Raw genomic sequence first — 25,095 nt, 5'->3', positions numbered from 1 at the left:
GGTGAGATCCGAAGAGGAGTGAAGAATGAGCACCCTGCAGCGCGTTCCCGCCCTGGGGACGCACCCGGCCGGCGGTTCCCTGCCGACCCGCGCCGAGACCCGGGATCAACTGTCCAACGCGACGTACGACCTCCTGGTGATCGGCGGCGGCATTCTGGGCATCTCCACCGCCTGGCATGCCTCCCAGTCGGGACTGCGGGTGGCCCTGGTGGACGGTGGCGACTTCGCCGGCGCCACCTCGTCCGCCTCCTCGAAGCTGCTCCACGGCGGGCTGCGCTATCTGCAGACCGGCGCGGTGAAGCTGGTGGCGGAGAACCACTTCGAGCGCCGTGCGGTGTCCCGGCAGGTGGCACCGCATCTGGCCAACCCGCTCACCTTCTATCTGCCGGTCTACAAGGGCGGACCGCACGGCGCGGCCAAGCTCGGCGCGGGCGTCTTCGCCTACTCCGCGCTCTCCGCGTTCGGTGACGGCGTCGGCCATGTGATCAGCCCGGCCAAGGCGCGGCGGGCCGTGCCCGAGCTGCGTACGGACAATCTGAAGGCCGTCGCCGTCTACGGGGACGACCAGATGAACGACGCGCGGATGGCGCTGATGACGGTCCGCGCCGCCGTCGACTCGGGCGCCACCGTCCTCAACCACGCCGAGGTCACCGGACTGCGCTTCACCCACGGGCGGGTGACCGGCGCCGACCTCAGGGACCGGATGGACGGGACGGAGTTCGGCGTCGACGCCAGGCTCGTACTCAACGCCACCGGCCCCTGGGTCGACCATCTGCGGAAGATGGAGAACCCGGACGCGGCGCCCTCCATCCGGCTCTCCAAGGGCGCGCATCTGGTGCTCAGGCGCACCGCCCCGTGGAAGGCCGCGCTCGCGACCCCGATAGACAAGTACCGCATCACCTTCGCCCTGCCCTGGGAGGACATGCTGCTGCTCGGCACCACGGACGAGGAGTACGAGGGCGAGCCGGGGGATGTCGCGGTCAACGAGAAGGACATCCACCAGATCCTGGACGAGGCGGCCTTCTCGGTCCGCGACCAGCAGCTGAGCCGCGATCTGATCACCTACTCCTTCGCGGGTCTGCGGGTGCTGCCCGGCGGTCCCGGCGACACCTCCAAGGCCAAGCGCGAGACGGTGGTGACCGAGGGCCGCGGCGGCATGCTGTCGGTCGCCGGCGGCAAGTGGACGACCTTCCGGCATATCGGCCGTACGGTGCTCGCCAAGCTGGAGTCCCTGCCGGGCCATCCGCTCGGCCAGGGCATGGAGCCCGTCTCCCGGCTGCCGAAGAAGCTGCCGCTGCCCGGTATCGCCAGCCCGAACGCGGTCGCCCACCGGCTGCTGATCGACGGCGGCGGTACGGGGCCGTCGATGGCGGTGGACACCGCCCGCCATCTCGCCACCCACTACGGCTCGCTGGCCTTCGACATCGTGCGGCTGGCGAACGAGTACCCGGCGCTGAGCGAGCGGATCCACCCGGACGCCCCGGAGATCTGGGCCCAGGTCGTCTACGCCCGGGACCACGAGTGGGCCGAGACCGTGGACGACGTACTGCGCCGCCGTACGACGCTGACGATCCGCGGCCTGGACACGGAGGACATCCGGTCCCGGGTCGAGGCGCTGCTCCGCGAACGGGGCTGAGACGCGCGCGGCCGGAACACGGGGCCGCGGGCACATCCGTACGAATGGAGGGGCACTCCCTGCCGGGGAGTGCCCCTCCTCGGCGTTCGGGGACGCATAATGGGAGCCGATACATCGGATGTATGGAGGTCGCCCATGGCTGTCACCGACGAGGCCATCGAGAAGATCAAGGGAATGATCGTCTCCGGCGCGCTGCGCCCGGGAGACCGCCTCCCCAAGGAGAGCGAACTCGCCGCCGAGCTGGGACTGTCCCGCAACTCACTGCGCGAGGCGGTGCGCGCCCTGTCGCTGATCCGCATCCTCGACGTACGGCAGGGCGACGGCACGTACGTCACCAGCCTCGATCCCCAGCTGCTGCTGGAAGCGCTCAGCTTTGTCGTGGACTTCCACCGGGACGACACGGTGCTGGAGTTCCTGGCCGTACGGCGCATCCTGGAGCCGGCCGCGACCGCGATGGCGAGCGCCCGGATAACCGAGGCCGAACTCGACGTGCTGAGCGGCCAGTTGGACGCCCTGGGAGAGCGGCCCTCGGTGGAGCAGCTGGTCGCCGCCGATCTGGAGTTCCACCGGGGGATCGTGCAGTCGTCGGGCAACTCGGTGCTCTGCTCGCTCCTGGACGGGCTCTCCGGGCCGACGACCCGGGCCAGGATCTGGCGCGGGCTGACCCAGGAGGACGCGGTCAGCCGGACGCTCCACGAGCACCGGGCGATCCTGGCCGCGCTCAGGGACCGGGACGCCGAAGCGGCCCGGTCCTGGGCGACGGTCCATATCGCGAGCGTGGAGATGTGGCTGCGGTCCACGCTCTGAGGTTCCGCACGGGGCCCGCCTCGGAAGGCGGGCCCCCTGGGGCGGTCAGTCCTGCTTCTCGCCGCTCGCGAAACGAGAGATGACCAGCGCGACGATGATGATCGCGCCGTTCAGGAACTGGTTCCAGAGCGCGGGCACACCCCCGAGGGTCATCACATTGACCACCAGCTGAAGGGTCAGCACCCCGGTCAGCGCCCCGAAGAGCGTGCCGCGCCCGCCCTTCAGGCTGATGCCTCCGATCACCGCGGCGGCGAAGACCTGGAAGATCCAGCCGTTGCCCTGGGTGGCCGCGACCGAGCCGTAGTGGCCGGTGTAGAGGATGCCCGCGAAGGCCGCGAGCAGTCCGCCGATGGCGAGCACGATCCAGGTGATCCGGTCCACCCGGATCCCGGCGGCGCGGGCCGCCTCCGGGTTGCCGCCGATGGCGTACAGCGAACGGCCGTGCCGCAGCCAGGCGAGGGCCGCGCCGCCGATCGCGAAGAGCGCCAGACAGATCCAGACGGCGGCGGGGGCGCCCAGCCAGTCGGTCTTGCCCAAGTACCGGAAGGACTCCGGGACATCGGTGATCGACTTGCCCTCGGTGATGCCGATGTGGAGTCCGCGCAGCATCGTGAGCATGCCGAGCGTGGCGATGAAGCCGTTGACGCGCAGCTTCAGCATCAGGAAGCCGTTGACCACGCCGATGGCCATGCCGACCAGCAGACAGGCCGGGATGGCCATCCAGACCGGCAGCAGGTCGAGTCCGGCGAACCGGCCGCCGTCCGAGGGCAGTACCAGCCACATGGCGATGACCGGCGCGATCCCGATCGTCGACTCCAGCGACAGGTCCATCCGGCCGCAGATCAGGATCAGCGCCTGGCCGAGCACGAGCAGGCTCAGCTCGGAGGACTGCTGGACGACGCTGATCAGATTGCTGGAGGTGAGGAAGACCGGCGAGACGATGAAGCCGATCACCATCAGCACCAGGATCACCGGCACCAGCGAGAAGTCGCTCCACCGGATGAGCCGGATCCGGTTCAGCGGGCTCGCGCCGTCGGCCTTCTCGGCCACCGGCGGACGCATCGTCTCGGTCATTCCCGCTCCCCCACACCTTCCATGGCGGCGACCAGTTCGCGGTCGGTCCACCCGCTTCCGAACGTAGCCACCACACGCCCGTGGAACAGGGCGAGTACCCGGTCGCACACCCGCAGATCGTCCAGCTCGTCCGAGACGATCACGGCCGCGCTGCCCTCGTCGGCCACCCGGCGCACCACGCCGAGCAGCGAGTCCTTCGATTTGACGTCGACGCCCGCGGTGGGCCGCAGCGCGATCAGCGCGCTGGGTCCGCGCGCCAGGGCGCGGGCGACGACGACCTTCTGCTGATTGCCGCCCGACAGCCCGGAGACCGGCTGCTCGGGGCCCTGGGTCTTGATGTCCAGCGACTCGATCATGCCCCGGGCGAACTCCCTGGTCCGCGAGGGCAGTACGGTCCCCCACGGTCCGAGCTGGTCGGTGACCGTGAGCGTGGCGTTCTCGGCGACACTGCGGTCCAGGACGAGTCCCTGGCGGTGCCGGTCCTCGGGGATGTAGCCGATGCCCGCGTCCAGCGCGTGCGGAACGCTGCCCGGCTTCACCGTACGGCCGTGTACGGATATCCGTCCCGAGGTCGCCGCGCGCATCCCGGCGAGCGTCTCGCCGAGGGCGGTGTTGCCGCTGGCCGCGGCTCCGGCCAGACCGAGCACCTCACCGGGCCGTACGGCGAGATCCAGCGGCTCGAACTCGCCGTCCAGCGCCAGCGCCTCGGCCTTCAGTACGGGCTCGGCCGCCGCGGCCCGGACGTCCGACGGGTCGTCCGCCGTGTCCGCGCGCGCGGCGTGCCAGGCGTTGGCCGTGCCCGCGGACTCGCCGGTCATCGCCGTCACCAGCTCCGCCTTGGACAGCTCGGCGACCGGAGCGGTCAGCACATGGCGGGCGTCCCGGTAGACCGTGACGGCGGTGCACAGTTCGTACACCTCCTGGAGATGGTGGGAGATGAAGAGGAACGCCACGCCCTGGTCGCGCAGTTCGCGCAGCTTGTCGAAGAGCCGCTGGATACCGCGCGCGTCGAGCTGCGCCGTGGGCTCGTCCAGGATGATGAGCCGGGCGCCGAAGGACAGCGCACGCGCGATCTCGACGAACTGCCGCTGCTCGACCGGGAGATCCTTGGCGCGGGCGTCGGGGTCGACGTCGACCCCGTACCCGGCGAGCAGTTCGCGCGCCTGCCGGCGCAGCCCCCGCCAGCTGATGAGACGGCGCGCGCCCGCCCCGGATCCCCGCACCCCGTAGTCATTGAGGAACAGGTTCTCGGCGACGGTCAGATCGGGCACGACCATCGACTTCTGGTACACACAGGCGACCTTGGACTGCCAGGCCGAGGTGTCGCCGAAGGCGGGCGCGGGCTCGCCGCCGAAGGTCACCTCGCCCGCGTCCGGCCTGTGCAGCCCGGTGAGCACGCTGACCAGGGTGGATTTGCCCGCGCCGTTGCGCCCGACGAGCGCGTGGGACTCGCCGGGCCGTACGGTGAGCCGGACACCGTCGAGCGCCACCGTGGGACCGAAGCGCTTGACGATGCCTTCCGCGTGGACGGCGGCGGGGGCCCGCTGCTTCTGTTCCATGGCTAGCTCTTCTTCTCCAGCTGGTTCGCCCAGAGCTTCGGGTCGTCCACGTTCTCCTTGGTCACCAGCGGCGCGGGGAGCTGGTCCTCGAAGCCGTTCGGGATCTTGATGATCGTGGAGTCGTGGTCGGTCGGCCCCTCCTTGGGCGTGGTGCCCGCCAGCGCCTGCTTCGCCCAGTACAGCGCGTACTTGGCGTAGAGGTCGGCCGGCTGGGAGACCGTGGCGTCGATCTTCCCCTCCCGGATCGCGTCCAGCTCCTCGGGGATGCCGTCGTTGGAGATGATCGTGATGTGCCCCGCCTCGCCGGGCGCCTTGAGGAGCTTCTTCTGCTCCAGCAGGGCCAGGGTCGGCTGGAGGAAGACGCCGCCCGCCTGCATGTAGATGCCGTTGATGTCGGGGTGGGCGGCCAGCGTCGACTGGAGCTTCGCCGAGGCCACGTCACCCTTCCACTCGGTGGCCAGCTCGAAGACCTGGATGCCGGGGAACTTCTCGTCCATGCAGGACTTGAACGCCTCCGAACGGTCACGGCCGTTGATGGAGGAGAGGTCGCCCTGGAACTCGACGACCTTGCCCTTGCCCTTGAGCTGCTCGCCCAGGTACTCGCAGGCCTTCTGGCCGTACGCGCGGTTGTCGGCCCGTACGACCATGTAGACGTCGCCCTTGTCGGGCCGCGTGTCGACGCTGATGACGGGGATCTTCTTCTCGCTCAGCGTCTGGAGCGTCTCGGCGATCGCCCCGGTGTCCTGCGGGGCCATGACGACGGCCTTGGCGCCCTGGTCGGTGAAGACCTGGACGTTGGAGACGAGCTTGCCGATGTCGTTCTGCGAGTTGGTCAGGGAGAGCGCGTCGACCTCACCGTCCTTGACGCCCTTCTCGACGTACTGCTGATAGGAGTTCCAGAAGTCGCTGTCGCTGCGCGGCAGGTCGATACCGACCTTGCCGCCGCCGGCTGCGTCGCTGCCCTGGTCGCGGTTGCAGCCCGCCAGGGCGGTCACGGCCAGCAGCACGGCGCAGGCCGAGGCGCTCGTCGTACGGAGTCTGCGGAGTGGGGGGCGCCCCACGGGGTGTCGCGGCATGGTTTGTACCGTCCTTTGTCCCTGTTGCATGCGTGAGTACGGCTCAGGCGGGGCGCAGGCGCAGGCCCTGCATTCCGCCGTCGACCGGGAGCGCCGTGCCGGTGACGGCGGCGGCGGCCGGGCTGGCGAGATAGGCGACGGCGGCGGCGACCTCGTCCGCGCCGACCAGCCGCCCCGTGGGCTGGCGCGCTTCGAGGGCGGCGCGTTCGGCCGCGGGGTCCTGGGCCTGGTCGAGCAGTCTGCCGACCCAGGGCGTATCGGCGGTACCGGGGTTGACGCAGTTGACGCGGATGCCCTCGCGGACATGGTCGGCGGCCATCGCCAGGGTCAGCGAGAGGACCGCGCCCTTGCTGGCGCTGTACAGGGCGCGTTGCGGCAGCCCCGCGGTGGCGGCGATGGAACAGGTCTGGGTGATCGAGACGCAGCCGGGCCGTTCGGCGGCCGTACGGCGCAGATGGGGCAGCGCGTGCCGTGCGGTGCGGACCATGCCGAGGACATTGATGTCGAGGACCCGCGACCACTCCTCGTCGGGGTTGTCCGCGACGGTGCCGATGGCGCCGATCCCCGCGTTGGAGACGACCGTGTGCAGCCCGCCGAACTCCTCGGCCGCCGCGTCCACGGCCGCCCGTACCGCCGCGTCGTCCGTGACGTCGGCGGTGAGGGCCAGCGTTCCCGCGGGCGCTCCGGCGGTCTCGCGGTCCAGTACGGCGACCCGGGCGCCCCGCGCGAGCAGCAGGGTCGCGACGGCCGCCCCGATGCCCGAGGCGCCGCCGGTCACGAGCGCGCCGAGCCCCGCGAAGTCCCGCACCTGTCCTGCTCCTGCCTCCGCGGCGGTCATGCGCCGGCCTCCTCGGTGGTGCGACGTGCCTGCCAGACGGGCCCGTCGGGGTAGGTGTGCGCGGCGATGGACTCGGGGAGCATCCGGGCGGAGAAGCCCGGTGCGCTCGGTGCCCGATAGCGCGCGGAGACGACCACCGCCGGGTCGGCGAAGTGCTCGTGGAGATGGTCGACGTACTCGATGACCCGGCCCTCCAGGCTGCCGGAGACGGCGATGTAGTCGAACATCGAGAGATGCTGGACCAGTTCGCAGAGCCCGACACCGCCCGCGTGCGGGCAGACGGGCACGCCGAACTTGGCCGCGAGCAGCAGGATCGCCACGTTCTCGTTGACGCCGGCGACCCGGGCCGCGTCGATCTGGACATAGTCGACGGCGCCCGCCTGGAGCAGCTGCTTGAAGACGACCCGGTTGGCGACATGCTCGCCGGTGGCCACCTTGACCGGCTGGCCGGCCCGGATGGCGGCGTGGCCGAGGATGTCGTCGGGGCTGGTCGGCTCCTCGATCCAGTGCGGTTCGTACGGTGCGAGGGCCGACATCCAGCGCACCGCCTCGGACACGTCCCAGCGCTGGTTGGCGTCGACGGCGATCCGGATGCCGGGGCCGACGGCGGCGCGGGCCAGCTTCATCCGCCGGACGTCGTCGTCGAGGTCGCCGCCGACCTTCAGCTTGATCTGTTCGAAGCCGTCGGCGACCGCCTGCTCGGCGAGCGTCACCAGTTTGGCGTCGTCGTAGCCGAGCCAGCCGGGCGACGTGGTGTACGCGGGGTAACCCTCGGCCCGCAGCCGGGCGGTGCGCTCGGCGCGCCCCGGCTCCGCGGCGCGCAGGATGTCCAGCGCCTCGTCCGGGGTGAGGGCGTCGGTCAGATAGCGGAAGTCGACGAGCGAGACGATCTCTTCCGGCGTCATCGCGGAGAGGAACTCCCAGACGGGTCTGCCCGCGCTCTTCGCCGCGAGATCCCAGGCGGCGTTGATGACGGCGCCCGCCGCCATGTGCATCACGCCCTTCTCCGGGCCGAGCCACCGCAGTTGCGAGTCATGGGTCAGTTCGGTGGAGAGCGCGGCGAGATCGGCCGCGGTGCGGGGGGCCGGGCGGCCGACGACATAGGGGCGCAGCGCCCCGATGGCGGCCGCGGTGACGTCGTTGCCGCGCCCGATGGTGAAGCAGAGGCCGTGCCCCTCCGCGCCGTCGTCGGTACGCAGGACCACATAGGCGGCCGAGTAATCGGGATCGGGGTTCATCGCGTCGGAGCCGTCGAGCTGTTCCGAGGTGGGGAAGCGGATGTCGTGAACCTCGAATCCCGTGACGGTCTGACTCATACACGCCCCTTGAGAAGAACATCGGATCTCTTTTGGTCATCCGATGTATAGCGCCGTGGGCGCCCGATCGTCCAGGGCCGGGACGAAAATTACGATCACAGCTCGGATGAATCGTTGGTGCGGGACCGTGATTCTTTGGGCTATGCCCCGGTACGGCGAAGTTCACCCTGCCGGGCAAGGGGCTGCGGGCGGGCAGGCGTGAAGCCGTAAGGTTGGTGCGTACGAGAGGGAACTTCGGAAGGAGGCACTGGGTGATCGAGCTCGAGGGGGTTCCCGAGCTGATCGACCCGGTCATGGTGGCCGCGTTCGAGGGCTGGAACGACGCGGGCGACGCGGCCTCCACCGCGGTGGCTCATCTGGACCGGGAGTGGAAGGGCGAGGTGTTCGCGGCGCTGGACGCCGAGGACTACTACGACTTCCAGGTCAACCGGCCCACGGTCTATCTGGAGGGCGGCCTGCGGAAGATCACCTGGCCGACCACCCGGCTCTCCGTGGTGCGGGTCGGCGGTGAGAAGCCCCGTGATCTGGTGCTGGTCCGCGGGATCGAGCCGTCGATGCGCTGGCGCTCGTTCTGCAACGAGCTGCTCGGCTTCGCCCATGAGCTGGGCGTCGAGATGGTGGTCATCCTGGGCGCGCTGCTCGGCGACACCCCGCACACCCGGCCGGTGCCGGTCAGCGGGGTCACCTCCGACACGGACCTGGCCAGGACGATGGACCTGGAGGAGACCCGGTACGAGGGGCCGACCGGCATCGTCGGCATCCTCCAGGAGGCCTGTACGCACGCGGGGGTGCCCGCGGTGAGTCTGTGGGCCGCCGTACCGCACTATGTGTCGCAGCCGCCCAACCCGAAGGCCACGCTCGCGCTCCTCAACCGGCTGGAGGACCTCATCGGTCTCCGTATCCCGCAGGGGGAACTGGCCGAGGACGCACGGGCCTGGCAGCTGGGGGTGGACCAACTGGCCGCCGAGGACAGCGAGGTGGCGGAGTACGTCCAGTCGCTGGAGGAGGCGCGGGACACCGCGGAGCTTCCCGAGGCGTCCGGCGAGGCCATCGCCCGGGAGTTCGAGCGGTATCTGCGCCGGCGTGACGGCGATCCCGGCCAGGGGCCGGGAAGCCATGCCTCGGAGAGTGGTGAGGGTCCGCCGTATCTGCGCGACGCGCCGGGTGGCCGCCGCCGCCCGCAGAAACCGCCGCGCGGCGGCCCCGACACGGGCAAGGGCCCCGAGCAGGGTCCCGGACCCGAGCGGGGCCCGGGACCCGGGCCGGACACCGGTCCTGACGGGGACACAGACACCGGGGACGACGGTCCCGCCGAGGACTGAGCGCACAATCGGACCGGGCCCGGGGCAGCGCGCCGGGACGGTGAACGTACGCCGGGCCCGGGGCAGCGCGCCGGGACCGGGACGTACGGGCACGAGAAGTACGGCACGAGAAGTACGCGGGAGCGGGGCGGCGCCTTCCTGGCACCGCCCCGCTCCCGTACCGCCGTACCGTTCCCGGACCAGCCGGTCCGCCCGGCTCCGACGTCCGCCGGGACAGGGCTCCGACATCCGCCGGGGCAAGGCCCCTTACAGCGCGACTCCGAGCAGCGCGTCGACCGCGCGCGACACCACTCCGGGCGCCCCCTCGTCCGTACCGCCCGCGGTGTCCTGGAGCGCCGCCCAGCGGTCGACGGCCACGAGCGCCGCGGGGGCGTCCAGATCGTCCGCCAGCGCCGCACGGATCTCGTCGACCACCGCCTCGGCCGAGGGCCCGTCGGGCCGCGACACCGCGGCCCGCCAGCGCGCCAGCCGCTCCACGGCGTCCTGGAGCACCTGGTCCGTCCACTCCCAGTCGGAGCGGTAGTGGTGCGCGAGGAGCGCGAGCCGGATCGCCGCCGGGTCCACGCCCTCGCGGCGCAGCGTCGAGACGAAGACCAGATTGCCCTTGGACTTGGACATCTTCTCGCCGTCCAGCGCGACCATTCCGGCGTGCACATAGGCACGGGCGAACGGGTGCTCGCCGGTCAGCGCCTGGGCGTGCGAGGCGCCCATCTCGTGGTGCGGGAAGGCCAGATCGCTGCCGCCGCCCTGGACGTCGAAGTCCATGCCCAGATGGTCCAGGGCGATGGCCACACACTCGATGTGCCAGCCGGGCCGGCCGCGGCCCAGGCTGCCCCCGTCCCAACTCGGCTCACCGGGACGCGCGGCCAGCCAGAGGATCGGGTCGAGGGGGTTCTTCTTGCCGGGCCGGTCGGGGTCGCCGCCGCGCTCGGCGGAGAGCAGCCGCATGGTCTCCGCGTCGAGGCGTGAGACCTCGCCGAAGTGCGGGTCGGCCTCCACGGAGAAGTAGATGTCACCGTCGAGTTCGTACGCGGCCCCCGCGTCGCGCAGCCGCTCCACCAGCGGCACGATGCCCGGTATCGCCTCCACGGCACCGATGTAGTGCTGGGGCGGCAGCATGCGAAGGGCGGTCATGTCCTCCCGGAAGAGCGCCGTCTCGCGCTCCGCGAGCCCGGTCCAGTCCTCTCCGTCGCGCTGCGCGCGCTCCAGCAACGGATCGTCGATATCCGTCACGTTCTGGACGTAGTGAACCTGCCGCTTGGTGTCGAGCCACACGCGCTGAACGAGGTCGAACGCGTTGTAGGTCGCCGCGTGACCCATATGGGTCGCGTCGTACGGGGTGATGCCGCAGACGTAGATACGGGCGACGGGACCGGGCTCGAGGGTGACTCGGCCATTGGTCGCGGTGTCGTGAATCCTGAGGTCGCGGCCCTTGCCAGGCAGGGCGGGGACCTCGGAAGCGGGCCAGGCATGCATGTCATGAGCGTAACCGGATGGATGTTCCGCATACGAACCGGATGGGTGGTCCTGGCCTATTGGGCGCTCTTGCGCGATCCGCAGGGGGCTGCTCCGGGCCGCGGGCGGACCCGGCGCCCCAGGTCGCGCGACCCGCGCCGGGCCGGTCTCCTGCCGTGGTCAGACGGGTGGCCAGGGGATCGCGGGCCACTGTCCCGAGGGTTCCGGATGGCGGCCCGTGTGGCGCAGTTCACCCACCCGGGACCGGATGGCGTCGGTCTCGGCCACCGTGAGCAATTCGGCCAGCCGGGTGGCGAGGGGCGCGCCCTCCGTCAGGGCCTCCTCCAGCCTGCCGAGCACGTCGAGCACCGGTGCGGGCAGGGGCTCGCCGGCCCAGCCCCACAGCAGGGTGCGCAGCTTGTCCTCGACGTTGAAGGTGACGCCGTGGTCGATGGCGTACAGCCGGCCCCCGGGCGCGGGCAGCAGATGGCCGCCCTTGCGGTCGCCGTTGTTGATCACCGCGTCGAGCACGGCGAGGCGGCGCAGCCGCTCGTCGTCCGCGTGCACCAGCAGGGCGGTCTCCCCCTCGCCGACCTCGGCGAGGCCGATCGCCTTCCAGCCCTCGCCCGGCTCCTCCTCCTCGACGAGGGCCAGCAGCGGCGCGGCGGTCGCGTCCGTGTCCGCCTCGATCCACAGCTGGCACATGCCCTCGCCGTGGGGTCCGTCCCGGAGCACGGTCGGGGGCACCAGCCCCCAGCCGGTCGCCTCGGAGACCTCGTACGCCGCCACCTCGCGCTGGGCCAGCGTGCCGTCGGGGAAGTCCCACAGGGGCCGTTCGCCCGCGACGGGCTTGTAGACGCAGTGGGCTTCCTCCCCCTCGTACGAGACGGAGCAGTAGAGCACCGCGTTGGACGCCTCGCGGATCCGCCCGAGCACCGTCAGCTCGCCCTTGGCGAGGAGATCGACCGCCGTCACGCTCCTCGGCGGTATCCGTTCTGGCGCGGGCATACGTGTCCTTCCGGATCGAGCGGCAGGCTGCACAGCGGGCACGGCGGGCGGCCGGCGTTGACCACGTCCAGAGCGCGTTTGGCGAAGGCCCTGGCCTGGGCGCCGGTCAGCCGGACGCGGAGCATCGGCGGACCGTTCTCCTCGTCCTGGAGCAGTCGCTCCTCGGCCTCGGCGAGATCCTCGTCGCTTTCGGCGTCCAGCTCGACGAGCGCCTGCGCCTCGACGATCATGCGCTGTTCGTCGCCGTCCCAGGCCAGCGCCATCGTGCCGACCCGGAACTCCTCCTCCACCGGGGCGTCGAGCGGCGCGGAGTCGGCGACATCGGAGGGCACCATGGCGGGTACGGGGGCATTGCCACCGGTACGGCGTACGACCTCGTCGAGCAGCTCGTCGATCCGCTCGGCGAGCGCGGCCACCTGGGTCTTCTCCAGGGCGACGCTGGTGACGCGCCCTGCGGCGGAAGCCTGCAGGAAGAACGTACGGCGTCCAGGCAGCCCGACCGTACCGGCCACGAAGCGGTCCGGTGGGTCGTAGAGGAACACCTGACGGGACACGTCCTGATCTCCCTTGGAAATCGTCGGTTACGGCACATCGGTCTGGCACGGGGCCGGACATCGCGACGGGCGGGCCGCGGGTCCCGGGAATCCCCTGGATCGCACGGACGGCGCGTCCACCCTACTGCGCGGAGCGATCACGGTGCTCCCGCTCCGCCTCCCACAACACCGCTGCCGCCGCCGGTGTTCTCACGCGGCGCCAGCCCGGCGAGATCGCCGGTGTCGCCGAGCCGCAGCACGAAGGGGCGCAGCCGCGTGTAGCGGACCGCCGTGACCGAGCAGGGGTCCACATGGATCCGCTGGAAAAGATCCAGATGCATGCCCAGGGCGTCCGCCACGAGCGCCTTGATGATGTCCCCGTGCGAGCACATCAGGAACACGGCGTCCTCGCCGTGCTCCTCCTCGACGCGCGCGTTCCACTCCCGTACGGCGTCCACGGCGCGCGCCTGCATCGCGCGCATCGACTCGCCCCCGGGGAAGACGGCGGCCGAGGGATGCTGCTGCACGACCGTCATCAGCGGCTCGTCGGCCAGTTCGGCGAGCTTGCGGCCGGACCAGTCGCCGTAGTGGCACTCCCCGATCCGGTCGTCGGTCTGGAGCGTCAGCTCCGGCCGGGCGTCCAGCAGTGGCTGAAGGGTCTCCCGGCAGCGCTGCAACGGGCTGCTGATGACGGCGGCGACGGGCACCCGCGCGAGCCGTCCGGGCAGCGCCGCGGCCTGGGCGGCGCCGCGCTCGTCGAGGGCGACCCCCGGCGTCCAGCCCGCGAGCAGCCCCGCGGTGTTGGCGGTGGACCGTCCATGACGTACGAGGATCAACGTGGCCATGCCCGCCAGCGTAGGCGGTCGGTACGGCAGCGTCATGGGCCGGTCCGTGCCCGGGGGATGCGGGCGGGTGCCGGAAGGGGGAGAATGCCCGCCGTGATCGTGGACTGCGCCATCTACCGCGACGGACGCCGCACCGACGGCCCCGCCGACTTCTCCGACGCCCTCGACGAGGCGCGCGCCACGGGCGACGCGTTCCTCTGGCTGGGGCTGCACGAGGCCACGACGCACGAGTTCGACCTCGTGAGCAGCGAGTTCGGGCTGCATCCGCTGGCCGTGGAGGACGCGCTCACCGCCCATCAGCGGCCCAAGCTGGAGATCTACGACGACTCGCTGTTCATGGTCCTCAAACCGGTGCTGTACGACGACGAACACGACATCGTCACCTCCGGTGAGCTGATGGTCTTCGTCGGCGACTCGTTCGTGGTGACGGTCAGGCACGGCGAGGGCGCTCCGCTGACGGCCGTACGGCAGCGGCTCGAAGCGGAGCCCGAGGTCCTCAAGCACGGTCCCACGGCGGTCCTGTACGCGGTCAGTGACGCGATCGTGGACCACTACATCGAGGTGGCCGGGGAGCTCCAGGTCGATCTGGAGGAGCTGGAGGCGGAGGTCTTCGCGCCGAGCGGGGGCGACGGCGGGTCCGGATCGTCCGGGTCGGGACAGGGGTCGGGACCGAAGACCCGGTCGGGGTCGGTGACGCCGACCGCGGAACGGATCTACAACTTCAAGCGACAGGTGATGGAGTTCCGCCGGGCCACCGGTCCGCTGGCGGCGCCGATGGCCCGGCTGGCGGGCCCCGGGGTGCCGTTCGTCGACACGGGCTCCCAGCCGTTCTTCCGGGACGTCAACGACCATCTGCTGCACGCCAACGAACAGGTGGAGGGGCTCGACCGGCTGCTCTCCGACATCCTGGCGGCGCACCTCGCGCAGATGGGGGTGCGGCAGAACGACGACATGCGGAAGATCTCGGCGTGGGCGGCGATGGCAGCCGTCCCCACGCTGGTCGCGGGGATCTACGGGATGAACTTCGCGTACATGCCGGAGCTGGGGTACGTGTGGGCGTACCCGGCCGTGCTCGTCTTCATGGCGGTCGTGGTCTTCGGGCTGCACCGGGCGTTCAAGCGTCGCGGCTGGCTCTGACCCGCCGGTGCGTCCGGGGGGAGCGTGGAGACGCGCTGGTTCGGACGGTCGGCGGCGCGTTCCGGAGGCCGGCGCGGGGCAGAAGCCCGGCGCGGGGCAGAAGGCCGGCCGCCGTTCAGAAGACCGGTACGGCGGTCGCGGCCCCGCCGAGCGCGTCGCGCCGCTCCGGCATCGTGAGCGTGACCATCCGGCGCCAGCCGATGAGCCGTTCATACGCGTACAGGGCGTGGATCCCCGCCGTGAGCGCCGCCGACTTGGGCGCCGGCCAGCCCAGGATCCGACCCATCCGGCCCATCACGGCGAGGCTCACCTGACGGTAGACCCTGATCTCGGACAGCGCGCACCGCCGCAGGGTGCGCTGGATCGTACGGCCGTGGCCCGCGCGCGCCAGCCGCAGCAACTCCTCGTGGCAGTAGGCGAGATGGTTGTCCTCGTCATCGCTGATCATCTTGACGGCCCTGCCGACCTCGGGGTTGTCGCCGAAGTACCTGACGAGCATCACCATCTGGTCGGCGGCCCGCTGCTCGGTGATCCGGCTGTGCGCGAGATAGACGAGGATGTCCTCCTCGGTCAGCGGTTCCTCACGGCGCAGCTTCGTGTGGGTGAGCCCGATGCCCCGCCGCTCCAGCAGCATGGTGTAGTCGGTCTCCGCGGGCACCGGGACCGGCCGGAGACCGCGCTTCCGCAGCAGTGCGTGGAAGATCCGCCCGTGCTTGTCCTCGTCGGCGCCGTGCCGGGCGATCTTCGGGGCGAGATGCCGCATGGAGTCCGGCACCAGGGCGGCGATCCGGCCGTTCTCCCAGCCGCCCTGGGCCTCGCCGCTGGCCGCGATGGAGCAGAAGAGCCGGAAGGAACGATCGTCGTCCAGGATTTCCTGGAACAGGCTTCGGGCCGAGAGCATCACTGCCACCTCCATACAGACATCCGCAGAAACCGAGTCAAATGGGGTGCGGGGCAACAGGCAACAGCTACGCCGGCCGGCTGAGCCGAAAGAAGGAGCGCCACGGAAGCCCCCGCGCGTAACCGAGCGGGGCCCGGAGGCGTTGTCGTACACGACGGCCGTGGCGGGGAAGACCCCCCGAGCCCCCACCACGGCCGCGGACTTCGGGCCGGGCGCCCTCGTACGTCTCCGCGGCCCTCCCTCACGGAGGCGCGGGCCCGGTAGCCCGTTCGGGCTAGGAGATCCGGGCTAGGAGACCAGACCGGCGCGCTCCAGGGCTTCCGTGCCGACGCGGAGCGCGGCGATCCGCTCGTCGAGCGTGAAACCGGAGGGGGCGAGGGTCAGCGTCGTGACCCCGGCGGCGGCGTACGCCCCCATCCGGTCGGCGATCCGCTCCATGGAGCCGAGCAGCGTCGTCGAGTCGATCAGTTCGTGCGGTACGGCCGCCGCCGCGCCGTTCTTGTCGCCGTCGAGGTACTTGTCCTGGATCTCGGCGGCCTCCTTCTCGTATCCCATGCGCCGCGCGAGCTGGTTGTAGAAGTTCTGCTTGCGGCTGCCCATCCCGCCCACATAGAGCGCGGTGTACGGACGGAAGACATCGGCCAGCGCGTTGACGTCGTCGCCGACCGCGATCGGCACGGTGGGGCAGACGTCGAAGCCGTCCATGGTCAGCCCGGCCTTCTCACGGCCGGCCCGCAGATGCCGGATCGCCGTGTCCTCCAGGTGCTCGGCGGACGGGAAGATCAGCAGCGCGCCGTCGGCGATCTCACCGGTCTGCTCCAGGTTCTTGGGACCGATCGCGGCGATGTAGAGCGGGATGTGCTCGCGTTCCGGGTGGACGGTGAGCTTCAGCGGCTTGCCGGGGCCGCCGGGCAGCGGCAGCGTCCAGTGCTCGCCGTCGTACGACAGCCGCTCGCGGGTCATGGCCCTGCGGACGATCTCCACGTACTCCCGGGTACGGGCGAGGGGCTTGTCGAACTTCACTCCGTACCAGCCCTCGGAGACCTGGGGTCCCGAGACGCCGAGGCCGAGCCGGAAGCGGCCGCCGGAGAGGGAGTCGAGGGTGGCGGCGGTCATGGCCGTCATCGCGGGCTGGCGCGCCGGGATCTGGAGGATCGCGGAGCCGACGTCGATGCTCTCGGTCTGCGCGGCGACCCAGCTCAGTACGGTCGGCGCGTCGGAGCCGTACGCCTCGGCGGCCCAGCAGACGTCGTAGCCGAGCCGGTCGGCCTCCTGAGCGACGGCGAGGTTGTCGCCGTCCATCCCCGCGCCCCAGTATCCGAGGTTGATGCCGAGCCGCATAACCACTCCCTTACCGATGAGTAACGTCCCTGTGCCCCGGGACTCTAGCGCGCGATACGGCGATCCGTCAGGGCGGGTTGTCCACAGGCTCTCTCCGCGTGGGGCCATGGCCAGTAATCTCAGCAGCCATGGAGCAGAGGCATCTCGGCCGAACCGGCCTGCGCGTGTCCAGAATCGGGCTCGGCACCCTGACCTGGGGACGGGACACCGACGAGCACGACGCCGCCGACCAGATGAAGGCCTTCTGGGAGGCGGGCGGAACGCTGATCGACACGGCGGACGTGTACGGCGGCGGGGAGGCCGAATATCTGCTCGGCCAACTCGTCGAACGGCTCGTTCCGCGCCGCGATCTGATCATCGCGACCAAGGCCGGGAGCGTGCCGGATCCCTACCGGCGCTTCGACTGTTCACGCGGTCATCTGCTCGCCGCGCTGGACGCGTCCCTGGAGCGGCTCGGCACCGACTATGTGGACCTGTGGCAGATCCACGCCTTTGACACCGGCACGCCCCTGGAGGAGACGCTCCACGCGCTGGACATCGCGGTCACCAGCGGGCGGGCCAGATACGCGGGGGTGTCGAACTTCTGCGGCTGGCAGCTGGCCAAGGCCGCCACCTGGCAGCTGGCCTCGCCCGGTATACGGACGCGGCTGGCCAGCAGTCAGATGGAGTACTCCCTGTTGCAGCGCGGGGTGGAGCGGGAGGTGCTCCCGGCCGCGATCGATCTCGGGGTCGGACTGCTGCCGTCGTCACCGCTGGGGCGCGGGGTGCTCACCGGCAAGTACCGGCACACCACGCCCCCCGACTCGCGGGGCGCGTCCGAGCTGCTGGCCCCGTTCGTCGAGCCGTATCTGGACGAGGCGGCGAGCCGGATCGTGGACGCGGTCGCGACGGCCGCGGAGGGGCTCGCCACGACGCCGCTGGAAGTGGCGCTGGCATGGATCCGGGACCGTCCCGGGGTGGTGGCGCCGATCATCGGCGCGCGCAACGCGCAGCAGCTCACGGCCGCTCTGTCAGTGGAGAGCCTTACTCTTCCTGACGAGATCTGCCAGGCGCTCGACGATGTGTCGGCGCCCGTGCACCGCTATCCCGACCAGGACTGGAGCACGCTGTGAGTACGGACCGCGACACCGCCGCAGGGGCGGCCGAGACCGCCGCTGAGCACGCCACGGCGGGTGGGCCCGACGCGGAAGCCGCTGCCGGGCCTGCGCCGGACACCCACGCGGACACGGACACGGACACCGTGGGGGGCGCGGACGCGCCGGACGCGGAAACCGGGGAGACCGGGGAGGCCCAGGGCGGGACAGCGGAGAGCACCGCGTCCGAGGCGCCCGAGGTGTCCGAGGCGGCGGCCGAGCTGGCCGCCCAGCGGGAGCTGCGGGAGCGGATCGAGCAGCGCAAGGCGGAGAAGGCAGGACCCATCGCCGCCGGTACCAAACTGAGCGGGCAGGCCGCCGATCTGCTCGCCGCCGTACGGGCCGTGGAGAGCGGCGCGCCCGTGGACCGCTCCCTGCTGGGCCCGCGCGCGTCCGCCGCCCCGGAGCGCTCCCAGGCGTCCGCGCGCGCCGCTGAGCCCGCGTCGGGGCCCTCCTCGGCGTCGTCCTCCGCGCCTGCCTCGGCTCCCGCTCCGGCTTCTGCTCCCGCGTCTGCTTCGGCGCGGCAGACCGTTCCGGAGGAGGCGGTGTCCGCCGTCCGGGCCGTGCTGGTCGAGGGCGGCGCGCCGGAGGCGCTCGCCGGGCAGGTCGCCGCCGTTCTCGGGGAGCGGGCCGCGGAGGTGCTGCGCGAGGACCCGTGGCAGCTGCTCGCCGTCCCCGGGGTACGGCCCGAACAGGCCGACGGGTTCGCGCGTGCCCTGCTCGGGGCGGCGTGCGGTCCCGGCGACGAACGGCGGGCCGCCGCGCTCGTCGGCTGGCTGCTGGAACGGGCCGCGCTCCAGGGGCACACGGCCCTGGAGGCCGCGTCGGTACGGGGCACGCTGGCCGAGCACGCGGTGCCCGACCCCCACGAGGCGGTGCGGCACGCGATCGCCGAGGGCGCGGTGCTGGTGTTCCAGGAGGGCGCGGAGGACAGCTTCGGAGGCGAGTTCGAGGACGGCTTCGAAGACGGCTTCGAGGATGAGTCCGAGACCGGCTCGGAAGGCGGCGCGGAGCGCGGCGGGGAGGCCGTGCGGGGCGACGAGCCGGCCGACGGTGCGGATCCGGCCGAGGCCGGTCCGCCGGCCCCGGTGCTGCTGGGCCTCGACCGGTACGCGCTCGCCGAGGAGAGCCTCGCCGACGGGCTCGCGCGGCTGGTCAAGACCGGGCCCGACGGCTCCTGGGACGAGGCCGCGGCGGCGGCCCCGCGCGCGGCGGCCGAGCTGATCCGCGCGGTCGCCGGGCATGGACTCGTCCTGCACACCGGCGGTGAGGCCGCGCGCGCCGAGCCGGTCGCCCTGGCCGGGGCCGCCCGCGCGCTCGGGGTGCGCGCGGTCGTCGCGGCCCACAGCGAGAACGGCCGCGACCGGCTGGACGCGACGGCGGGAGCCGTGACCGTGGCCGGACTGCTGGCAGGCACGGAAGGCCCCGGGCGGGACGCGGACGGCATGTTCGCGCTCGATCTCCTGATCGTGCTGGACGCGCCACAGCTCGATGTGGAGACGGCCGCGATGATCGTCGAGTCGCTGCCCGACGGCAGCCGTCTGGTCCTCGGCGGCGACCCCGGAGTGCTGTGGTCGGCGGGCGCGGGCCGGGTGTTCGCCGATCTGCTGGCCGCCCGGGTGTGCCCGCAGGTCGCCTCCCGTACCCCCGACCCCGGGCCGATCGGCGAGCTGGTCTCCGGCATCGGCATCGGTGAGCTGCACCAGGTCGAGGCCCCCGGCAAGGAGGTCGTGATCGTTCCCGTGCGGGACGCGGGCGAGGCGGTGCACCGTACGGTGCAGCTGGTGGCCGAGTCCGTGCCGCGCGCCTTCGGGGTGGACGCCGGGCAGACGCAGGTGATCACCGTGGGCCATGGCGGCTCGGCCGGCACCCGCGCCCTGAACGCGTCGCTCAAGCAGCGGCTCAACCCCGGTCCCGGCCGGTTCGGCGGCTTCGACCCGGGCGACAGGATCGCCTACGTACCGTCGCCCGGCAGGACGCTCCAGGGGGCCGTGGTCTCCGCGGACGCCGACGGGCTGCGTCTCGACTGCGCGGGCACGGCGGTCGTCGTCCCCAGGGAGCGGGTCGAGGCCGCCGTACGCCACGGCTGGGCGCTCACCGCGCACCAGGCGGCGGGGATGCGCTGGCCCGCGGCGGTCGTGGTGCTCCCCGGCGATGCCGCACGCGGGCTGAGCCGCCCGTGGGTCTATACGGCCTTCAGCCGGGGTGACCGCCATCTGTCCGTGGTGCACGGCGTCGACCAGGCGCTGCCACACGCCGTGACGGACGTCCCGTTCCAGGAGCGGACGACCAGGCTGCGCCCGCTGATCGAGAGCCTGCTGGCGCCGGCGGCACAGCCGGGCTGACCCGCGGCTCGGCCGACCGGTCCCGGCCGCTGACGAGACCCGGCCGGTGACCCGGCCGGGGCCGCTGACCGGGCAGGGACGTCCGTACCGCCCGCGCCGCACCCACCGGGGTCCGGCGCGGGCGGTACGGACGTCAGGCGTCCTGTTCCTCCAGGTCGTCGATGTCCGCGTCGAGATCGTCCTCGTCGAAGACCGCGCTGACATCGAAGCGGCAGACCACCTGCTGGGGGTCGGCCTGGTCGAAGGGCGCCGAGAGCCACTCCCCCGGTTCGGGAAGGTCGTCCGCGGCCGACACCCAGAGGGTGGAGTCGCCCTCCTCAAGACCGAACTCCTTGTGCCGGGAGGCGATCTCGTCCGGTTCGTACTCGCCGAAGAGCACACCGAGAGCGGCGTGCACACTGCCGCCCACCACTCCCCCGTTGTCGGTGTCCCCTTCCACATCGACGATGCGCTGTGCCTGTGCGAGCAGCCGCTGCGGCTCCACGACCGCGTAGTCACGCCGGATCAGCACGCTGAGGGCGTTGGGCTCCTCGGGACCGTTGTAGGGCGGCAGAGAGTCGTCCGGGTCCGGGATCTCGAAGGGGGTGACTTCGTCGTACCGGTTGTAGAGCCGCTCGTCATAGACCTCGGCCGCGACGGCGAGGGCGTTGAACGCGTCGGAGACAGCCGGGTCGTCCTCACCCGTGCGGTGTTCGACCGCCGCGAGATGGCGGTCCAGAGCTACCTTGACCGCCTCGGCGGCAGCGCGTACCTCGGCAGCGGTGGGCTGCGCAGCATCAGACATAGTGCAGACGCTATCCGTACCTGGGCTCTGCCCGCACAATAGATGCGATGCCGGAATACGAATTTGTCGACGTGTACGTGCCGCGCGGGGTCTCCCGCAAGGAAGCGGCGCGTCTGCTCACCGACCACGCCGAGTACGGACACTGGGAATTGGACCGTCTGAGCCTGCACCGGGACGGCAGTCGCAGAGTGCGGTTGCGCCGGCGCATCATCCGCCAGGTGCGCGCCACCTGGTGAGGGTGAGGACGACGGAACGGGCCCCGCTGCTGCGAGGCCCGCCCCTGTCCTACCGTGTTCCGTTGCCGGTTCCGTCTCCGGTTCCGCCGGAACCCGTTCCCGTACGGCGTGTATCCGTGTGACTACGCGGCGGAACGGGCCCGGGAGCGGCGGTAGAGGACGGTGCCCGCGAGCAGCATGCCCGCGCCCACCGGAATCGCGATCCCGAGCGCGCCCGCACCGGTCTGCGCGAGGACCTCGGTGCCCTTGGGCTGTGCGACGGTCTGCGTCTCCGGGTTGTTCGGGGCGCTGGGCCGACCCGGCGCCGGCGGGATGGCCCGCTCGGACGGCGGCGTTCCCGGCTCGGGCGGGGCGACCGGCTTCCCGGGCTTCCCGGGCGTGCCGGGCTGCTCGGGCTTGACCGGCGGGTGGACGGGCGCGTCGTTGGCGCAGCCGTTCCCGAAGGCGGGGTTGAGCAGACCGACGACGTCGATGGTGTTCCCGCAGACGTTCACGGGGACGTCGACCGGCACCTCGACCACGTTGCCGGAGCCGACACCGGGCGAGTTGGCCGCGCCGCCGCCCGCGTGGGAGCCGCCGCCCGGCACGGTGTGTGTGGCGCCGGGGTGGGAGCCGCCGGTGTGCGACCCGCCGCCGTATCCGCCGTCCTGGCCCCCGCCGTGTGCGCCTCCGGCCGGTTTGCCGGACACATTGGCGCAGTTGTTGCCGAAGGCGGGGTTGAGTACCCCGACGACATCGACGGTGTTCCCGCACACGTTGACCGGGACATGCACCGGAACCTGAACGTTGTTGCCGGACAGCACTCCCGGGGAGTTCGCGGCGGTGCCGCTCGCTCCCGAGTCCGCGTGTGCGTAGCCGCCGCCGAGGGCGAATACGCCGCCCGCGGCCGCCACGGTGATCAGGCCCTTGCGCGTGACCTGTCTCATAGCTTCGATCCCTGCCTTCTGCCTTCCGGAGCTGCCCTGGGCATCGGTGCCGGGGCAGGATGCCCAGCGGCCCCGGAGTGCATGGCGCGCACTCCGGGGCCACTCGGGCTCAGACCCTCACGGGGTGAGAGCGATATGACGTCAGTTGTTGATGCACACGTTGCCGAAGGCGGGGTTCAGCAGCCCGATCACGGAGATCGTGTTACCGCACGCGTTCACCGGAACGTGGACCGGAACCTGGATCACGTTGCCCGAGAGGACACCGGGAGAACCGACAGCGGCACCCTGGGCGCCCGCGTCGGCGACGGCCATGCCCGCACCCGCGAGCACCAGACCACCAGTAACAGCCGCAGCAGCGACGACCTTCTTGATCATTGTTCCTCCTCGTTGGCAAATGCGGTCCCAGCCGCGGACCGCATCACCTGTAACGAGGAGGAAGTAATGAGGCTACGAGCGTATGGTCGCATTCACTCTTCTCAGTCGCGCCTGCACACGCTGTCGATTACCGGAACCGCCAACTCCGTTGTCAGCTGTGGTCGATGAAGCGGTCCAGCACCCGCACACCGAACTGAAGGCCGTCAACCGGTACCCGCTCGTCCACACCGTGGAACATCCCGGCGAAGTCCAGCTCCGGGGGCAGCTTGAGCGGCGCGAAACCGAAGCCGCGGATGCCGAGGTCGTCGAAGGACTTGGCGTCGGTGCCGCCCGAGAGCATGTACGGAACGGCCCGTGCGATCGGGTCCTCCGCCGACAGCGCGGTCTGCATGGCGTCCACCAGCGTGCCGTCGAAGCTGGTCTCCAGGGCCTTGTCGCCGTGCACGTCCTCCCGCTTGACCCGCGGGCCGAGGATCCGGTCGAGGTCCGCCAGGAACTCCTCCTCGTACCCGGGCAGGAAACGGCCGTCGACATGCGCGGTCGCCTGGCCGGGGATCACATTCACCTTGTAGCCGGCACCGAGCATGGTGGGCGCCGCGGAGTTGCGCAGGGTGGCGCCGATCATCTTCGCGATGCCGCCGAGCTTGGCGAGCGTGGCGTCCATGTCCTCCGGGTCGAGCGGGGTGCCCAGCGCGTCGGACAGTTCGTCCAGGAAGGACCGTACGGTCTTGGTCACCCTCACCGGCCACTGATGGCGGCCGAGCCGCCCCACGGCCTCGCACAGCTCGGTGATGGCGTTGTCGTTGTTGGTCATGGAGCCGTGCCCGGCGGTGCCGTCCACGGTCAGGCGCATCCAGTGCATGCCCTTCTGCGCCGTCTCGACGAGATAGAGCCGCAGATTCTCGTTGACGGTGAAGGAGAAGCCGCCGACCTCGCTGATCGCCTCCGTGACGCCCTCGAAGAGCCCGGGGTGCTTGTCGACGAGATACCGCGCCCCGTACGTGCCGCCCGCCTCCTCGTCGGCGAGGAAGGCCAGCACGATGTCGCGCGGGGGTTTGCGGCCGCTGCGCATCCTGTCCCGTACGACCGCGAGGGTCATCGCGTCCATGTCCTTCATGTCGACCGCGCCCCGGCCCCAGACGCAGCCGTCCGCGATCTCGCCCGAGAACGGGTGATGCCGCCAGTCCTCGGCGTTGGCCGGGACGACATCCGTATGACCGTGGATGAGCAGCGCGGGTTTGGAGGGGTCCTCGCCCTCGATCCGGGCGACGGTGGAGGCACGGCCCTTGTGGGACTCGAAGATCTGGGGTTCGAGGCCCACCTCGGCGAGCTTCTCCGCGACGTACTCGGCGGCGGCCCGCTCCCCCGGTCCCGAGTGGTCGCCGTAGTTGCTGGTGTCGATCCGGATCAGATCACGGCAGAGGTCGACGACCTCGTCCTCGCCCGAGACGGTCCTGCCCGCGTTCGGCTCGCTCACGCTGCTCACTCCCACGGTCGTTGCTGGTGGTTCCCGCTGCTGTTCCTCCACATACTCCCGCGCCCCACCCCCACACCCCAAGACAGCCCCCGGCCTGTCATACGCCCGTCACAAGCCCCGCCACCCGCCGCGCCCCCGGGCCGTCACCGGGCCGTCCCCCGGATCGGGCCGTGATCGGGCACCGTCGAATGTTTGCTATGGTTTTCCACGTCGGAACGGCCCGGGGCCGTCCGGCAGACACCTGGTCCGGGTGGCGGAATGGCAGACGCGCTAGCTTGAGGTGCTAGTGCCCTTTATCGGGCGTGGGGGTTCAAGTCCCCCCTCGGACACAAGAGTTCACCCACTGATGGTGCCGGCCGATTTTCGGTCGGCACCTTTTGTGCGTGGTCCCGGGTACGGATCCGCCCTCTCACGACGAGTTCTTCCGAGGCATCCTTGACTCGTCGACTGCATACAATCGCTTCCGCGATCCGTAGGCTGTCGGCGACGGATCCTTCCTCGCAACGTGGAGGTCTCATGGGAGACTTGGACGCCGAAGTGATTCTCGCGATGGCGGCGGGAGCACCCGACGGTCTGGTGATCGTCGATCGTGCGGGGCTGATCCGCTACTGGAACCGGGGAGCGGAGCGGATCTTCGGCTTCTCGGCGGCCGAGGTCGCGGGTCGCGATCTGGATGTGATCATCCCCGAGAAGCACCGGCAGCGTCACTGGGACGGCTTCGTGGCGGCCATGGCGGCCGGCACCAGTAAGTACGGGGACGACGACCTTCTGGCGGTGCCCGCGCTGCGGGCGGACGGTTCGACCGTCTCCATCGAGTTCAGCGTGGTGCTGCTGACCGATTCCGAGGGCAACGCGAGTCACGTCGGGGCGGTCATCCGGGATGTCACCGCGCGGCGGGCCCAGGAGAAGGAGGTACGCCGGCGGCTGCTGGAAGCCACGTCGAACGAGCAGGCACCCTGAACCGGTCGTCC

General features: G+C 71.3%; 23 protein-coding genes and 1 tRNA gene. 9 read left to right on the top strand and 15 right to left on the bottom strand.

Annotated features, from left to right (window positions below):
* Positions 1 to 25: 25 nt before the first annotated feature.
* On the top strand, positions 26 to 1,636 hold the full coding sequence (locus ACIOGX_RS31755) for an FAD-dependent oxidoreductase (RefSeq protein ID WP_401918104.1): 1,611 nt from the start codon (positions 26 to 28) through the stop codon (positions 1,634 to 1,636).
* A gap of 135 nt (positions 1,637 to 1,771) precedes the next feature.
* Positions 1,772 to 2,443: a FadR/GntR family transcriptional regulator gene (locus ACIOGX_RS31750; RefSeq protein ID WP_356514151.1), complete on the top strand. Its 672-nt coding sequence runs from the start codon at positions 1,772 to 1,774 to the stop codon at positions 2,441 to 2,443.
* A gap of 45 nt (positions 2,444 to 2,488) precedes the next feature.
* On the opposite strand, the gene ACIOGX_RS31745 is transcribed toward ACIOGX_RS31750, so the two are convergent.
* Genes ACIOGX_RS31745 through ACIOGX_RS31725 form a run of 5 tightly spaced genes read right to left on the bottom strand, consistent with a single transcriptional unit; the run spans position 2,489 to position 8,306 of the window.
* Positions 2,489 to 3,517, bottom strand: a complete 1,029-nt coding sequence (locus ACIOGX_RS31745) for an ABC transporter permease (protein ID WP_356514153.1) — start codon at positions 3,515 to 3,517, stop codon at positions 2,489 to 2,491.
* The gene (locus tag ACIOGX_RS31740) at positions 3,514 to 5,076 is read right to left on the bottom strand and encodes a sugar ABC transporter ATP-binding protein (protein ID WP_401918101.1); all 1,563 of its coding nucleotides are present in this window, start codon (positions 5,074 to 5,076) and stop codon (positions 3,514 to 3,516) included. The genes ACIOGX_RS31745 and ACIOGX_RS31740 overlap by 4 nt, the downstream gene beginning before the upstream one ends.
* 2 nt (positions 5,077 to 5,078) lie before the next feature.
* Entirely contained in the window at positions 5,079 to 6,152 is a 1,074-nt protein-coding gene (locus ACIOGX_RS31735) for a sugar ABC transporter substrate-binding protein (RefSeq protein ID WP_356514157.1), read from the bottom strand.
* Positions 6,153 to 6,195: 43 nt separating this feature from the next.
* Entirely contained in the window at positions 6,196 to 6,990 is a 795-nt protein-coding gene (locus tag ACIOGX_RS31730) for an SDR family oxidoreductase (protein WP_356514159.1), read from the bottom strand.
* Positions 6,987 to 8,306, bottom strand: a complete 1,320-nt coding sequence (locus tag ACIOGX_RS31725; protein ID WP_401764801.1) for an enolase C-terminal domain-like protein — start codon at positions 8,304 to 8,306, stop codon at positions 6,987 to 6,989. Before ACIOGX_RS31725 ends, ACIOGX_RS31730 begins: the two co-directional genes overlap by 4 nt.
* A gap of 251 nt (positions 8,307 to 8,557) precedes the next feature.
* Here ACIOGX_RS31725 and ACIOGX_RS31720 point away from each other — a divergent pair, with 251 nt between their 5' ends.
* On the top strand, positions 8,558 to 9,628 hold the full coding sequence (locus ACIOGX_RS31720) for a PAC2 family protein (RefSeq protein WP_401918098.1): 1,071 nt from the start codon (positions 8,558 to 8,560) through the stop codon (positions 9,626 to 9,628).
* A gap of 246 nt (positions 9,629 to 9,874) precedes the next feature.
* Here ACIOGX_RS31720 and mshC read toward each other — a convergent pair whose 3' ends face one another.
* The 4 genes from mshC to ACIOGX_RS31700 all read right to left on the bottom strand — a co-directional run bounded on the left by mshC (position 9,875) and on the right by ACIOGX_RS31700 (position 13,469).
* Positions 9,875 to 11,104: a cysteine--1-D-myo-inosityl 2-amino-2-deoxy-alpha-D-glucopyranoside ligase gene (gene mshC / locus ACIOGX_RS31715; protein ID WP_383960789.1), complete on the bottom strand. Its 1,230-nt coding sequence runs from the start codon at positions 11,102 to 11,104 to the stop codon at positions 9,875 to 9,877.
* A 159-nt stretch (positions 11,105 to 11,263) separates the two neighbouring features.
* On the bottom strand, positions 11,264 to 12,091 hold the full coding sequence (locus ACIOGX_RS31710; protein ID WP_401918095.1) for an SCO1664 family protein: 828 nt from the start codon (positions 12,089 to 12,091) through the stop codon (positions 11,264 to 11,266).
* Positions 12,055 to 12,645: a DUF3090 domain-containing protein gene (locus ACIOGX_RS31705; protein WP_356514169.1), complete on the bottom strand. Its 591-nt coding sequence runs from the start codon at positions 12,643 to 12,645 to the stop codon at positions 12,055 to 12,057. The genes ACIOGX_RS31710 and ACIOGX_RS31705 overlap by 37 nt, the downstream gene beginning before the upstream one ends.
* A 137-nt stretch (positions 12,646 to 12,782) precedes the next feature.
* Positions 12,783 to 13,469, bottom strand: coding sequence for a histidine phosphatase family protein (locus ACIOGX_RS31700; protein ID WP_401918093.1), 687 nt, complete (start codon positions 13,467 to 13,469; stop codon positions 12,783 to 12,785).
* Between the two features lie 84 nt (positions 13,470 to 13,553).
* Here ACIOGX_RS31700 and ACIOGX_RS31695 point away from each other — a divergent pair, with 84 nt between their 5' ends.
* A complete protein-coding gene (locus ACIOGX_RS31695; protein WP_401764811.1) occupies positions 13,554 to 14,606 on the top strand; it encodes a magnesium and cobalt transport protein CorA in 1,053 nt (350 codons plus the stop codon).
* A 115-nt stretch (positions 14,607 to 14,721) separates the two neighbouring features.
* Here ACIOGX_RS31695 and ACIOGX_RS31690 read toward each other — a convergent pair whose 3' ends face one another.
* Both ACIOGX_RS31690 and ACIOGX_RS31685 read right to left on the bottom strand, forming a co-directional pair.
* Entirely contained in the window at positions 14,722 to 15,507 is a 786-nt protein-coding gene (locus tag ACIOGX_RS31690; RefSeq protein ID WP_401764814.1) for a ferritin-like domain-containing protein, read from the bottom strand.
* A 288-nt stretch (positions 15,508 to 15,795) separates the two neighbouring features.
* The gene (locus ACIOGX_RS31685) at positions 15,796 to 16,848 is read right to left on the bottom strand and encodes an LLM class F420-dependent oxidoreductase (protein WP_383960777.1); all 1,053 of its coding nucleotides are present in this window, start codon (positions 16,846 to 16,848) and stop codon (positions 15,796 to 15,798) included.
* 128 nt (positions 16,849 to 16,976) lie between these two features.
* Here ACIOGX_RS31685 and ACIOGX_RS31680 point away from each other — a divergent pair, with 128 nt between their 5' ends.
* Positions 16,977 to 17,960, top strand: a complete 984-nt coding sequence (locus ACIOGX_RS31680; protein ID WP_129772587.1) for an aldo/keto reductase — start codon at positions 16,977 to 16,979, stop codon at positions 17,958 to 17,960.
* Positions 17,945 to 20,326: a helix-hairpin-helix domain-containing protein gene (locus tag ACIOGX_RS31675; protein ID WP_401918312.1), complete on the top strand. Its 2,382-nt coding sequence runs from the start codon at positions 17,945 to 17,947 to the stop codon at positions 20,324 to 20,326. Before ACIOGX_RS31680 ends, ACIOGX_RS31675 begins: the two co-directional genes overlap by 16 nt.
* Positions 20,327 to 20,459: 133 nt before the next feature.
* On the opposite strand, the gene ACIOGX_RS31670 is transcribed toward ACIOGX_RS31675, so the two are convergent.
* Positions 20,460 to 21,110 carry a hypothetical protein gene (locus tag ACIOGX_RS31670; RefSeq protein ID WP_129772585.1) on the bottom strand — a complete coding sequence of 217 codons (651 nt, stop codon included), beginning with the start codon at positions 21,108 to 21,110 and terminating at the stop codon, positions 20,460 to 20,462.
* A gap of 47 nt (positions 21,111 to 21,157) precedes the next feature.
* Between ACIOGX_RS31670 and ACIOGX_RS31665 the strand changes: the two genes are divergently transcribed.
* Positions 21,158 to 21,346 carry a DUF5703 family protein gene (locus ACIOGX_RS31665; protein ID WP_030354641.1) on the top strand — a complete coding sequence of 63 codons (189 nt, stop codon included), beginning with the start codon at positions 21,158 to 21,160 and terminating at the stop codon, positions 21,344 to 21,346.
* Positions 21,347 to 21,468: 122 nt separating this feature from the next.
* Here ACIOGX_RS31665 and ACIOGX_RS31660 read toward each other — a convergent pair whose 3' ends face one another.
* The 3 genes from ACIOGX_RS31660 to ACIOGX_RS31650 all read right to left on the bottom strand — a co-directional run bounded on the left by ACIOGX_RS31660 (position 21,469) and on the right by ACIOGX_RS31650 (position 24,124).
* Positions 21,469 to 22,272 carry a chaplin family protein gene (locus ACIOGX_RS31660; protein WP_401918090.1) on the bottom strand — a complete coding sequence of 268 codons (804 nt, stop codon included), beginning with the start codon at positions 22,270 to 22,272 and terminating at the stop codon, positions 21,469 to 21,471.
* 141 nt (positions 22,273 to 22,413) lie between these two features.
* Complete coding sequence (chpH, locus tag ACIOGX_RS31655) at positions 22,414 to 22,647, bottom strand: chaplin ChpH (protein ID WP_356514182.1); 234 nt, start codon at positions 22,645 to 22,647, stop codon at positions 22,414 to 22,416.
* Positions 22,648 to 22,798: 151 nt separating this feature from the next.
* Positions 22,799 to 24,124 (bottom strand): M20/M25/M40 family metallo-hydrolase, encoded by a 1,326-nt coding sequence (locus ACIOGX_RS31650; protein ID WP_129772582.1) that lies wholly within the window; start codon positions 24,122 to 24,124, stop codon positions 22,799 to 22,801.
* 244 nt (positions 24,125 to 24,368) lie between these two features.
* Here ACIOGX_RS31650 and ACIOGX_RS31645 point away from each other — a divergent pair.
* A tRNA-Leu gene (locus ACIOGX_RS31645) sits at positions 24,369 to 24,453 on the top strand.
* Positions 24,454 to 24,640: 187 nt separating this feature from the next.
* Positions 24,641 to 25,084 (top strand): PAS domain-containing protein, encoded by a 444-nt coding sequence (locus ACIOGX_RS31640; protein ID WP_401918087.1) that lies wholly within the window; start codon positions 24,641 to 24,643, stop codon positions 25,082 to 25,084.
* The last annotated feature ends 11 nt before the right edge of the window (positions 25,085 to 25,095 follow it).

This window comes from Streptomyces sp. NPDC088147 (genome assembly GCF_044741565.1).
In the GTDB taxonomy this organism is placed as follows: Bacteria; Actinomycetota; Actinomycetes; order Streptomycetales; family Streptomycetaceae; genus Streptomyces.
Note: the sequence above shows the minus strand (reverse complement) of the source record. Positions and strands in the feature narration are given on the sequence as shown.

Bases quoted from the DNA above. Each gene is read 5' to 3' on its own strand.
- ACIOGX_RS31755 (WP_401918104.1), top strand. From the start codon at position 26: ATGAGCACCCTGCAGCGCGTTCCCGCCCTGGGGACGCACCCGGCCGGC.
- ACIOGX_RS31750 (WP_356514151.1), top strand. From the start codon at position 1,772: ATGGCTGTCACCGACGAGGCCATCGAGAAGATCAAGGGAATGATCGTC.
- ACIOGX_RS31745 (WP_356514153.1), bottom strand. From the start codon at position 3,517: ATGACCGAGACGATGCGTCCGCCGGTGGCCGAGAAGGCCGACGGCGCG.
- ACIOGX_RS31740 (WP_401918101.1), bottom strand. From the start codon at position 5,076: ATGGAACAGAAGCAGCGGGCCCCCGCCGCCGTCCACGCGGAAGGCATC.
- ACIOGX_RS31735 (WP_356514157.1), bottom strand. From the start codon at position 6,152: ATGCCGCGACACCCCGTGGGGCGCCCCCCACTCCGCAGACTCCGTACG.
- ACIOGX_RS31730 (WP_356514159.1), bottom strand. From the start codon at position 6,990: ATGACCGCCGCGGAGGCAGGAGCAGGACAGGTGCGGGACTTCGCGGGG.
- ACIOGX_RS31725 (WP_401764801.1), bottom strand. From the start codon at position 8,306: ATGAGTCAGACCGTCACGGGATTCGAGGTTCACGACATCCGCTTCCCC.
- mshC (WP_383960789.1), bottom strand. From the start codon at position 11,104: ATGCATGCCTGGCCCGCTTCCGAGGTCCCCGCCCTGCCTGGCAAGGGC.
- ACIOGX_RS31710 (WP_401918095.1), bottom strand. From the start codon at position 12,091: ATGCCCGCGCCAGAACGGATACCGCCGAGGAGCGTGACGGCGGTCGAT.
- ACIOGX_RS31700 (WP_401918093.1), bottom strand. From the start codon at position 13,469: ATGGCCACGTTGATCCTCGTACGTCATGGACGGTCCACCGCCAACACC.
- ACIOGX_RS31695 (WP_401764811.1), top strand. From the start codon at position 13,554: ATGCCCGCCGTGATCGTGGACTGCGCCATCTACCGCGACGGACGCCGC.
- ACIOGX_RS31690 (WP_401764814.1), bottom strand. From the start codon at position 15,507: ATGCTCTCGGCCCGAAGCCTGTTCCAGGAAATCCTGGACGACGATCGT.
- ACIOGX_RS31685 (WP_383960777.1), bottom strand. From the start codon at position 16,848: ATGCGGCTCGGCATCAACCTCGGATACTGGGGCGCGGGGATGGACGGC.
- ACIOGX_RS31680 (WP_129772587.1), top strand. From the start codon at position 16,977: ATGGAGCAGAGGCATCTCGGCCGAACCGGCCTGCGCGTGTCCAGAATC.
- ACIOGX_RS31670 (WP_129772585.1), bottom strand. From the start codon at position 21,110: ATGTCTGATGCTGCGCAGCCCACCGCTGCCGAGGTACGCGCTGCCGCC.
- ACIOGX_RS31665 (WP_030354641.1), top strand. From the start codon at position 21,158: ATGCCGGAATACGAATTTGTCGACGTGTACGTGCCGCGCGGGGTCTCC.
- ACIOGX_RS31660 (WP_401918090.1), bottom strand. From the start codon at position 22,272: ATGAGACAGGTCACGCGCAAGGGCCTGATCACCGTGGCGGCCGCGGGC.
- chpH (WP_356514182.1), bottom strand. From the start codon at position 22,647: ATGATCAAGAAGGTCGTCGCTGCTGCGGCTGTTACTGGTGGTCTGGTG.
- ACIOGX_RS31640 (WP_401918087.1), top strand. From the start codon at position 24,641: ATGGGAGACTTGGACGCCGAAGTGATTCTCGCGATGGCGGCGGGAGCA.